The following is a 10,054-nucleotide window of genomic DNA, read 5'->3' on the forward strand; positions in this document are numbered from 1 at the left end:
GCCCTTCGTCGTTCCCGGGTCAGACTGTGGGAGCGAGCAGGTCCGCGTGGTGGGCGGCCGCCACGTTCGGGTGGGCCCGGAGCCGGTAGCGCAGCGCGTTCTCGCCGTAGGTCTCGAGGATCGGCGCGTTCGTCGGGTCGACCGAGAGGCCGGACTTGAGCTCCTCGGGCAGCGGGAGCGAGGGCATGGTGGCCGAGAGCGCGGGATTGAAGAAGAACGGGATCGAGATCCGGTCCGTCCCGATCAGCGGCGAGATCACGCGGTGCAGCGTGGCCTTGAGGTAGCCGCCCGTGGCGAGCTCCAGCATCTCGCCGATGTTGACGACGAACGCGCCCTCCATCGCGGGTGCCTCGATCCACGAGCCGTCGTGCTCGACCTGCAGGCCGCCCTTGCCGGGCTCGACCAGCAGCAGCGTCAGCACGCCGCCGTCGCGGTGCGCGCCCACGCCCTGCTTGGGCTCCGGGTCGGAGGTGCCCGGGTAGCGGACGACCTTCACCAGCGAGAACGGCCGCTCGGCGAACGCCTCGTCGAACACGTCCTCCGGGGCGTCGAGCGCGACGGCCCAGGTGCGCAGCAGCCGGATCGCGACCGCCGCGAGCTCCGCGTGCCAGCGCTCGAAGACCTCGCGGAACTCCGGCAGCGCCTCGGGCCAGAGGTTCGGCCCCTCGAGGCGCTCGTAGTCGGCGACGCCGGGCCCGGCGGGAACGGCCGGTCGGTCGATGCCGATGTCGACCTGCTCGCGGTAGTCGACGTCGCCGTTGGTGAGCTCGGCGCCGAAGCGGGTGTAGCCGCGGAACTGCGGGCTGAGGGTGTTCTCGATCGCGAGCTTCTCCTCCTCCGGCAGGTCGAAGAAGCGGCGGGAGACGGCGACGACGTCGTCGAGGAGGTCCTGGGGCACGCCGTGGCCGACGAGGTAGAAGAAGCCCACGTCGTGCGTGGTCTCCCGGAGGTCGCGGCGGAAGGCGGCGGCCTCCGCCTCCCCCCGGTCGAGGCGGGACAGGTCGAGGATCGGCAGGGAATCGGTCATGCACCGACTCTCGCGCACGAACCTGCACAGCAGTCGATTGTTACGACAACCAAAACGGCGGGCCCCGCCACGGCGCGGAAGAGGTTCCTCCGCTCCGCGACCGGGCCCGCCGTGAGCGCCGAGTGTTACGGCGTGGGCATGCCGCCGTTGACGTGCAGCGTCTCGCCGACGACGTAGCTCGACTCCGGGGAGGCGAGGAACACATAGGCGGGAGCGAGCTCGGCCGGCTGACCCCAGCGTCCGAGCGGCGTCTGCGAGCCGACCTCGGGCAGCTTGTCGGACGGCTGGCCGCCCGCGGTCTGCAGCGGCGTCCAGATCGGGCCCGGGGCGACGACGTTCACGCGGATCCCCTTGGGCGCGAGCTGCTGCGCGAGCGCCTTCGAGAACGTGTTGATCGTGGCCTTCGTGCTGGCGTAGTCGACCAGCATCGGCGACGGCTGGTAGGCCTGAATCGACGAGGTGCTGATGATCGCGGAGCCCGGGGCGAGGTGCGGCACGGCCGCCTTCGTCATCCAGAACATCGCGTAGACATTGGTCTTGAAGGTCTCGTCGAACTGCTCGTCCGAGAGCTCGAGGAAGTCCTCGACGTGCTGCTGCTTGCCCGCGTTGTTGACGAGGATGTCGAGTCCGCCCAGGCCCTCGACGGCCTTCGCGACGGCGCCCACCGCGAAGTCGTGGTCGGTGATGTCGCCGGGGATGGCGACGGCGGTGCGGCCGGCCTCCTCGATCAGCGCGACGACCTTCTTCGCGTCGGACTCCTCCTCGGGGAGGTAGACGATCGCGACGTCGGCGCCCTCGCGGGCGTAGGCGATGGCGACGGCCGCGCCGATGCCCGAGTCGCCTCCGGTGACGAGCGCCTTGCGCCCGGTCAGACGGCCGGAGCCGCGGTAGGTCGACTCGCCGCGGTCGGCGGGGTCGTCCATCTTCGAGTCGAGGCCGGAGCCCTCCTGGTACTGGGCCTCCGTGTCGATGTCGGCGAACATCGCGGTCGGGTCTTGGAACGTGTACTGGTCGTTCTGCGGAGTCTGGTCGTTCTGCGAGGTCATGTCTCGACGCTAGGCGCGCGGGATCGGCGGCCGCGCGTGCTTGACAGCCCCGATCCGCCAGGACACAGGAGGTCTTCAGGAGCCGCGGAGCCCCCCGGATCGGGGAGAATGGTGCGGTGACCCGCGACGACTCCCTGTCCTTCGACACCACGGCGCCGCTGCCCGGCTGGCAGCACGCCTACTCCGGCAAGGTGCGCGACCTCTACACCCCCGACGACGCCGACCCCGTGCTCGGCGCCGACCGCATGCTCGTCGTCGCCAGCGACCGGGTCAGCGCGTACGACGCGGTCCTCGAGCCCGGGATCCCCGGCAAGGGCGAGCTGCTGACCACGCTCTCCCTCTGGTGGTTCGCGCAGCTCTCCGACGTCCCCAACCACCTGATCCCCGGCGACATCCCCGAGGCGGTCCGCGGCCGGTCGATGCTGGTGAAGACGCTCGACATGTTCCCGATCGAGTGCGTCGTGCGCGGCTACCTCTCCGGCAGCGGCTGGAAGGAGTACCGGGAGACGGGCTCCGTCTGCGGCGTCCCGCTCCCCGAGGGCCTCCACGACGGCGACGCGCTCCCCGAGCCGATCTACACCCCCGCGTGGAAGGCCCCGCAGGGCGAGCACGACGAGAACATCACCTTCGAGCGCACGGTCGAGATCGTCGGGGAGGAGGCCGCGGAGGCGCTGCGCACCCTCTCGCTCGCCGTCTTCCGCGAGGCGTCCACCATCGCCCTGGCCCGCGGCGTGCTGCTGGCCGACACGAAGTTCGAGTTCGGGGTCGACCGCGGGACCGGAGTCGTCACCCTCGGCGACGAGGTCCTCACGAGCGACTCCTCCCGCTACTGGGACGCCGACGACTACGACGCCGGCATCCGCGGCCGCTCGTTCGACAAGCAGATCGTGCGCGACTGGCTCTCCGACAACTGGGACGGCCAGGGCCTCCCGCCGACCCTCCCGTCCGAGATCGTCGAGCGCACGGCCGCGCGCTACCGCGAGCTCATCGAGCGCCTCACGCGCTGAGGCACCGGAACGACCTGTGGACGATCACCACCCTCGCGTCCGGCTGGAGGCCCGCGGCGAGGATCCGGACGAGGCACGGCACAGCCTCGCGCGGCTCTACAACGGCGACGAGTGGCGCGCCGCCACCACCGCGGCCGACTTCAGCTACCGCTACGCGGCCATCGGCGACGGCGGGATGACCCTCCGCACCTCGCGGATGTCCGGGCGCCTCGCGGGCGGCGTGGGCGACTCGGACGACGTCGTCGTGCAGTGGATCGTGGGCGGCTCCGGCCGGATCGATGTCGGCCGCGCCTCGATCGCGATGGAGGAGAACCGTCCCGTCCTCTTCCCCGTCGGCCGGCCGTTCGCCTTCGACTACGTCGACTTCGACCAGCGCCTGGTGCACCTCGACCGGGGAGTGGTCGACCGGGTCGCCGCCGAGCGGGGCCTCGTCGGGTCCCTCGTCTTCGACTCCGAGCACCGCCCCGACGCCGCGGCGATCCGCCGCTGGCGCACCGCCGTCGCCGACTCCGCCCGCGCGCTGCGCAGCGAGCGCGTCGAGCCGCTGCTCTGGGACGAGCTCACCCGTGCCACGGCCTCCGCGCTGCTCGACCTCTACCCTCCGGAGTCCGCTCCGGTCCCGCCCGAGCTCCTCGCCCCCCGGAACGCACGGATCCGCACGGCCGTCGAGTACGTGCACGCCCACTGCAGCGAGCCGATCGGCCCCGCCGAGATGGCGGCGGCGTCGGGCCTGACCGTCCGGGGCCTGCAGTCCGCGTTCCAGCGGGTGCTCGGGATGCGCCCGATCGCCTACCTGCGCCTGGTGCGGCTCGACCGCGCCCGGGTGGAGCTCGCCGTGAGTCCGCCCCTCGGGACGACGGTCGCCGCCGTCGCCCGGCACTGGGGCTTCGGGAACGCGGGCCGCTTCAGCGCGGCCTACGCGGAGCGATTCGGCGAGTCGCCGAGCGCCACGCTGCAGCGCTGATCAGTCGACGAGCTCGGGCGGCGGCTGCCCCTCGAGGATGCGGCTGAGGCCGTCGAGCAGCACCGCGACGGTCGCGGCCTCCGATTCGGGCACCTTCGCGACCATCGCGCGGATCTGCTCGTAGGTCGGGTCGTCGGTGCCGACGATGGCCTTCTGCGCGCGCTCCGTCAGGCAGAGGATGCGGCCGCGGCCGTCGGACGGGTCGGGAGTGCGGTTCACGTAGCCGGCGCGGGCGAGGCGGTCGACGAGGAGGGAGACGGCCGCCGTCGTGATCGACAGGGCCGCGGACAGGTCGACTGCGCGGACGATCTCGTCGCGCCGCTCCCCGACTCCGATCAGCCGCAGGGCCGCGAGATCCGTGGCGCCGATGCCCAGGCGCCGCTCCACACGGCCGTCGTAGTCGCGCTCCGCCGTGCGCAATCGCGCGAGCAGAGCGAACAGGTCTGGCCGAGCGTCCATCGAGGTGCACCTTCCGAGCGGCAGGCGCCCCGGACGGGAACTCGCTGCCCCCATCGAACCACTTCTCCGGCGGCCGGACAGCGTGTGTCCCGAAAGCGCAGTCGGCGCCGAAACTGTTAGTCAACCGACTTAGCAATACCTAGTGTCGACGGTGCGGCACGCCTTCCGTGCGCCGCCGACGGTGAGGAGGTGCGCGCGATGGGACGACTGCTCTACGGCGCACCCGCCAGCTCGCACTCCTTCGAGGACCGCGCCCTGGCCCACCTCCAGACCGTGATCACCTCGCGGTTCCGCCGCGGCGAGGGCTTCCTCCTGACGATCGAGGACGCCGAGGGCCGCCGGTCCGAACTGTGGCTCCACCCCGGCATCCCCACCCGCTACGAGTACGACGGCACCGCCGCGATCGAGCTGAACCCGCACTGGCTGCGCGAGCTCTCGAACGCCTCGAACGGCCGCCTCGGCCTCCACCTCCTCCCCGAAACCTCGTCGCCCGACGACCTCTCCGTGAAGAAGATCCCCGCATGAGCGACCACAACGGCACACTGTTCCGGCGCGGAGGCACCGTCCGCTTCGTCCGCTGGATCTCGTCCCGCGACGGCGGCTGGGCCCCCGAGATCGTGCAGGGGCGCTACCTCGAGCGCGACGACCGCGGCTGGCTGGTCGAGATCGAGGGCACCCCGACGGTGCTCGCGAAGGACGACTGGGCCGTCTACCGCTGACCGGCTCTGCGCTCGGCGTACTGTTGAGCAGGTGCGTTCTCGTGATCGCCGCGGCATCACCTCGGCTCCCCTCCTCCTGACGACCATCGGAACGACGAGCCTCGTCTTCCTCTGCGCGTTCGAGTCGCTCGCCGTGACGACGATCATGCCGATCGTCAGCGCCGACCTCGACGGCCGCGCCCTCTACCCCCTGGCCTTCGCGGCGACGCTCGCCGCCGCCGTGGTCGGGATGGTCGCGGCCGGCTCCTCGGCCGACCGCCGCGGCCCGACGCCGTCGCTCGTGGTCGCGATCCTGCTCTTCACCCTCGGTCTCGTCGCCGCGGGTGCCGCGCAGTCGATGCCGGTCTTCGTGGCGGCCCGCCTGCTGCAGGGGCTGGGCAGCGGAGGGATCACCGTCACCCTCTACGTGCTCGTCGCGCGGGTCTACCCGAGCGAGCTGCATCCGAGGATCTTCGGCGCCTTCGCCGCGGCCTGGGTCGTGCCGTCGCTGGTGGGGCCGCTGGTGGCCGGAGTCGTCGCCGAGCTCGCGAGCTGGCACTGGGTCTTCTTCGGAGTCGTCGCCCTGGTGGCCCTCGCGAGCGCCGCGATCGCGCCGACGCTCCGCTCGCTCGAGCCGCGCGAGCGCCTCCCCTTCGATCGCCGGGCCGTCGGCCGCATCGCCCGCGCCGTGGTCGTCTCGGCCGGAGTCGTCGTGCTGAGCACGAGCGCCGAGCTCGCGCCCGACCTCGCCGGGCTCCTGGCCGCGGCCGCCGTGGTGGTCGTGGTCGTGGCGGTTCGCGCGCTCCTGCCCGCGGGCACGCTGCGCGCCCGGGGCGTCCTGCCGTCGGTGATCCTCCTCCGCGCCCTCGTCGCCGCGGCGTTCTTCGGCACCGAGGTCTACCTGCCGCTGCTGCTCTCGGAGCAGTACGGCCTGCCGCCCTGGCTCTCGGGCGCCATGCTCACCGCGGGCGCCGTCTCCTGGGCTCTCGGCTCGAACCTCCAGGGACGCCCGGGCACCCGCCTCAGCCACGGCGGAGCGATGCGGCTCGGCTCGTCGCTCGTGCTCGCCGGCATCGGAGTCGTGCTGCTCGTCACGGTGCTCGCCCTCAGCCCGATCGTCGCGGGCGTGGGCTGGTTCCTGGCCGGCGGCGGCATGGGCACGATGTTCCCGCGGATGGGGACGATGACGCTCGCGCTCTCCGCTCCGGGCCGGGAGGGCTTCAACAGCTCGGCCCTGCAGATCGCCGACTCGACCGGCGCCTCGGTCTCCCTCGCGCTGACGGGCCTCCTCGCGGCGGCGGTCACCGGCCTGATCGGGGCCGGGACCGGGGTCTTCGCCGCGACCTTCTCGTACGCCGCGCTGATCGCGATCGTCGCGGTCGGTCTGGCCGGCCGGCTCGACGGGCTCCTGCGCCGCGAGGGAAGCCGGGAGCCCGCCGAGCAGGCTCAGCTGTAGAGCGACTCCGGCACGTCGAGGCCGTAGATCGCGCGGCCGGACGACCAGATCACCGAGCAGGCGGCCCGGAGCAGATCGGTCGCGTCGTCGCCGGCGTCCACGATCACTACGGAGTCGCCGTCGAGGCGGACCTTGGCGCCGCGGACGGCGTGCGTGCCGTTCCGCGAGACCGTCGTCGCCGGGTAGGGCAGGTGCAGCTCGCGCAGGTCGCCGAGGATGTACGTCGGCCGGAGCTTCGGCTCCGCGGCGAGGAGCTGCTTGGCCCGGTCGATCCCGGTGAGCACGTGGGCGCTCTCCATGTCGGCGCCGTTCGCGCCGGCGATGTCGGTGTCGAGCCGGTCGCCGAGGAACAGCGGGTTCGTCGAGCCGAAGCGCGCGGTCGCCGCGTCGAAGATGGCCCGCTCGGGCTTGCCCGCGACGACCGGGAGCCGACCGACCGCGGTGTGCACGGCCGAGACGAGGGTCCCGTTGCCCGGGGCGATGCCGCGGGCGACGGGGATCGTCCAGTCGGTGTTCGTCGCGACCCACGGGATCCCCGTGTGGAGCGCGAACGAGGCCTCGGCCAGCTGCTCCCAGCCGACCGTGGGCGCGAAGCCCTGGATGACCGCCGCCGGCGAGTCCTCCGCGCTGCGCGTCACGGTGAACCCGGCGCGCTCGACCTCGGAGGTGAGGCCCTCCGCCCCGACGACGAGGATCGTCGAGCCGGCCGGCACCAGGTCGGCGAGCAGCACGACCGCTGCCTGCGGGGAGGTGACGACGTCCTCGGGCCGGACGCTCAGCCCCAGCTCGGAGAGGTGCCCGGCGACGGAGGCGTCCGTGCGGGAGGCGTTGTTGGTGATGTAGCCGACCCGCAGCGTCTCGGCCGCTCGGTTGAGGCTCTCGACCGCGAAGGGGATCGCGTCGGCACCCTTGTAGACGACCCCGTCGAGGTCGGCCAGGACGGAGTCGCGGCCGTCGAGCGGAGTGGGCTCAGTCCTGCTGCTGCGGAACATCGGCGTCCTCCTCGGTGGTGTCGGCGGATTCGACCGAATCGTCGGCGGTCGGGTCAGCCGAGTCGAGAGCCTCATCCGGGTCCGTCTCGGCGAGATCGTCGGACTCGAGGGACTCGTCTGCGAAGGTCGGCTCGTCCGTGTCGACGAGGTCGGCCTCGGCGTCAGCGGTCGCATCGGCGTCGTCCGCGTCCGCGTCGTCGTCGTCGGCGATCTCCTCGGAGACGGTCCGGTGGACCTCGTCCTCGTCCGCGTCGTCGACGGCGGTCGGGCCGTCCTCGTCGTCCAGGTAGTCGTCCGCGTCGTCGACCGCGGTCCCTTCCTCAACGCGATCGGGAGCGGACTCGGCCTCCGCCGACTCGTGCTCCTCCTCGATCACCTCGATCGTCTCGTCGTCACCGCCGCCCTCGGCCGCGAAGACGGCCTGCGCCGCGATGTCAGCGCGACGCTGCCACTCGGCCGCCTCCTCGGAGCGGCCGACCTCCTCGAGGACGAGCGAGTAGGCGGCGAAGAGATCCGGGCTGTACGAGAACGCGCGGTCCGGGTCCAGCTGCGGGATCTCGAGCTCCATGAGAGCGAGCTCCGCCTGCCCGAGGTCGAGGCGGGCGCCGGACATGGCGATGGCCAGCGACACCTGCGCGCCGGGGCTCAGCGTGGTGCGGTCGATCGACCGACCCAGCTCGAGCGCCTTGTCGGGCCGGCCCACGCCGCGCTCGGAGTCGACCATCAGCGGCACCTGCTCGTCCGAGCCGGAGATCCGACGGAAGGTCCGCAGCTCGCGCAGCGCCAGGGCGAAGTCGCCCGTCGCGTACGCCGAGATGGCCAGCGACTCGCGGACAACGGCGATGCGTCCCGCGCGGCGGGCCGCCGAGAGCACGTGGCGGTGCGCCAGCTCGGGGTCCTCCTCGAGGAGGCGGCCGGCCATCACCAGGTGACGGGCGACCCATTCGGCGTTGTCCTTCGAGAGCGTGCGCAGCTCGTTGCGGGCGACCTTGTCGAGGTCCTTGGCCTGCACGTCGTCCGGAAGGTCCGGGTCGTCGTGGCGCGGACGCACCGACTGGAGGGAGCGCCGCTCGCGCTCCTCCTCGGTGAGCTCCGGCTCCTCGCGGGGGCCGCCGCGTCCGCCGCCGAAGCCTTCGCGTCCGCGTCCGCCGCCCTGGCGGTCTCCGCCGCCCCGACGATCGTCCGACCACGGCCTGCTTCCCCCATCGCGCGATCCACCGCGGAACGGCGGACGCGAGTCCCCGTCACGCTGCGGACGAGAGTCGCCACCACCACGGTAGGAAGGGCGGGAGTCACCATCACGCTGCGGACGCGAATCTCCACCGCCACGGTAAGGAGGACGGGAGTCCCCGTCACGCTGGGGACGCGACTCGCCACCGCGATAGGGAGGCCGAGAGTCACCGTCCCGCTGCGGACGCGAGTCGCCACCGCGATAGGGAGGACGCGAGTCCCCATCGCGCTGCGGACGGGAATCCCCACCACCACGGTACGGAGGACGGGAGTCCCCATCGCGCTGAGGACGGGAATCCCCACCCCCGCGGTAAGGAGGACGGGAGTCCCCGTCGCGCTGCGGACGGGAGTCCCCACCACCACGGTACGGAGGACGAGAGTCCCCATCACGCTGCGGACGCGAATCCCCACCGCCACGGTAAGGAGGACGGGAGTCCCCATCACGCTGCGGACGGGAATCCCCACCACCACGGTACGGAGGACGAGAGTCCCCATCACGCCGCGGACGCGAATCCCCACCACCACGGTACGGAGGACGAGAGTCCCCATCACGCTGCGGACGCGAATCCCCACCACCACGGTACGGAGGACGAGAGTCCCCATCACGCTGCGGACGGGAATCCCCACCACCACGGTAAGGAGGACGAGAGTCCCCATCACGCCGCGGACGCGAATCCCCACCGCCACGGTAAGGAGGACGAGAGTCCCCATCACGCTGCGGACGCGAATCGCCACCGCCACGGTACGGAGGACGAGAGTCCCCATCACGCTGCGGACGGGAGTCGCCACCGCCACGATAGGGAGGACGAGCATCACCGTCGCGGCGGGGGCGGGAGTCGCCCGAGCCGCCGCGATCGTTCGAGGAGCGGCCGGGGCCGCCGGCGCGAGGCGGCCGCTCGTCACGACGTCCGGAGTCCCGGTCGTTGCGGTCGGATCCTGAGTCGTCCATGCGTTCCTCGCCTGTCGTGGTGATGCTCTGTGGAGTTGACCCGCCCGAGGGCGGGGAGGACGGCCATAACCGTCGCACCACCCTAACCCGCACCGCGCTCCAGTGAGCAGCGGGGATCCGAGGTGGTGGTTAAACAGCGATGGCCACCCATTTCTGGGTGGCCATCGTGAATGGTGTCCGGCGGTGTCCTACTCTCCCACAGGGTCCCCCCTGCAGTACCATCGGC

At 72.2% G+C, this 10,054-nt stretch carries 10 protein-coding genes; 5 read left to right on the plus strand and 5 right to left on the minus strand.

The window, feature by feature from the left end:
* Positions 1 to 19: 19 nt before the first annotated feature.
* Together C5C36_RS12935 and C5C36_RS12940 are read right to left on the minus strand one after the other, a co-directional pair.
* Positions 20 to 1,027, minus strand: a complete 1,008-nt coding sequence (locus tag C5C36_RS12935) for an isopenicillin N synthase family oxygenase (protein ID WP_104233812.1) — start codon at positions 1,025 to 1,027, stop codon at positions 20 to 22.
* A gap of 125 nt (positions 1,028 to 1,152) precedes the next feature.
* Complete coding sequence (locus tag C5C36_RS12940) at positions 1,153 to 2,073, minus strand: glucose 1-dehydrogenase (protein ID WP_104223791.1); 921 nt, start codon at positions 2,071 to 2,073, stop codon at positions 1,153 to 1,155.
* A 116-nt stretch (positions 2,074 to 2,189) separates the two neighbouring features.
* Here C5C36_RS12940 and C5C36_RS12945 point away from each other — a divergent pair, with 116 nt between their 5' ends.
* Together C5C36_RS12945 and C5C36_RS12950 are read left to right on the plus strand one after the other, a co-directional pair.
* Positions 2,190 to 3,080 (plus strand): phosphoribosylaminoimidazolesuccinocarboxamide synthase, encoded by an 891-nt coding sequence (locus tag C5C36_RS12945; protein WP_258062286.1) that lies wholly within the window; start codon positions 2,190 to 2,192, stop codon positions 3,078 to 3,080.
* Positions 3,081 to 3,096: 16 nt separating this feature from the next.
* A complete protein-coding gene (locus C5C36_RS12950; RefSeq protein ID WP_104247367.1) occupies positions 3,097 to 4,044 on the plus strand; it encodes a helix-turn-helix domain-containing protein in 948 nt (315 codons plus the stop codon).
* On the opposite strand, the gene C5C36_RS12955 is transcribed toward C5C36_RS12950, so the two are convergent.
* Positions 4,045 to 4,503, minus strand: a complete 459-nt coding sequence (locus C5C36_RS12955) for a MarR family winged helix-turn-helix transcriptional regulator (protein WP_181027163.1) — start codon at positions 4,501 to 4,503, stop codon at positions 4,045 to 4,047.
* Positions 4,504 to 4,701: 198 nt separating this feature from the next.
* Between C5C36_RS12955 and C5C36_RS12960 the strand changes: the two genes are divergently transcribed.
* The 3 genes from C5C36_RS12960 to C5C36_RS12970 are packed head-to-tail and all read left to right on the plus strand — an operon-like array spanning position 4,702 to position 6,657.
* Positions 4,702 to 5,028: a hypothetical protein gene (locus C5C36_RS12960; RefSeq protein ID WP_104223794.1), complete on the plus strand. Its 327-nt coding sequence runs from the start codon at positions 4,702 to 4,704 to the stop codon at positions 5,026 to 5,028.
* Positions 5,025 to 5,222, plus strand: a complete 198-nt coding sequence (locus C5C36_RS12965; protein ID WP_068256013.1) for a hypothetical protein — start codon at positions 5,025 to 5,027, stop codon at positions 5,220 to 5,222. The genes C5C36_RS12960 and C5C36_RS12965 overlap by 4 nt, the downstream gene beginning before the upstream one ends.
* Before the next feature lie 31 nt (positions 5,223 to 5,253).
* Positions 5,254 to 6,657 (plus strand): MFS transporter, encoded by a 1,404-nt coding sequence (locus C5C36_RS12970; RefSeq protein ID WP_104247366.1) that lies wholly within the window; start codon positions 5,254 to 5,256, stop codon positions 6,655 to 6,657.
* On the opposite strand, the gene C5C36_RS12975 is transcribed toward C5C36_RS12970, so the two are convergent.
* Together C5C36_RS12975 and C5C36_RS17670 are read right to left on the minus strand one after the other, a co-directional pair.
* Positions 6,648 to 7,649: an HAD-IIA family hydrolase gene (locus tag C5C36_RS12975; RefSeq protein ID WP_104226795.1), complete on the minus strand. Its 1,002-nt coding sequence runs from the start codon at positions 7,647 to 7,649 to the stop codon at positions 6,648 to 6,650. The genes C5C36_RS12970 and C5C36_RS12975 overlap by 10 nt on opposite strands.
* Positions 7,627 to 8,700, minus strand: a complete 1,074-nt coding sequence (locus tag C5C36_RS17670; protein WP_258072295.1) for a hypothetical protein — start codon at positions 8,698 to 8,700, stop codon at positions 7,627 to 7,629. Before C5C36_RS17670 ends, C5C36_RS12975 begins: the two co-directional genes overlap by 23 nt.
* Positions 8,701 to 10,054: the final 1,354 nt, after the last annotated feature.

The sequence above is a fragment of the Rathayibacter sp. AY1G1 genome, assembly GCF_002932095.1.
GTDB lineage: Bacteria > Actinomycetota > Actinomycetes > Actinomycetales > Microbacteriaceae > Rathayibacter.

Excerpts from the sequence above, each read along its gene's own strand:
- C5C36_RS12975 (WP_104226795.1), bottom strand. The coding sequence starts at position 7,649 with ATGTTCCGCAGCAGCAGGACTGAGCCCACTCCGCTCGACGGCCGCGAC.
- C5C36_RS12935 (WP_104233812.1), bottom strand. The coding sequence starts at position 1,027 with ATGACCGATTCCCTGCCGATCCTCGACCTGTCCCGCCTCGACCGGGGG.
- C5C36_RS12965 (WP_068256013.1), top strand. The coding sequence starts at position 5,025 with ATGAGCGACCACAACGGCACACTGTTCCGGCGCGGAGGCACCGTCCGC.
- C5C36_RS12940 (WP_104223791.1), bottom strand. The coding sequence starts at position 2,073 with ATGACCTCGCAGAACGACCAGACTCCGCAGAACGACCAGTACACGTTC.
- C5C36_RS12960 (WP_104223794.1), top strand. The coding sequence starts at position 4,702 with ATGGGACGACTGCTCTACGGCGCACCCGCCAGCTCGCACTCCTTCGAG.
- C5C36_RS12955 (WP_181027163.1), bottom strand. The coding sequence starts at position 4,503 with ATGGACGCTCGGCCAGACCTGTTCGCTCTGCTCGCGCGATTGCGCACG.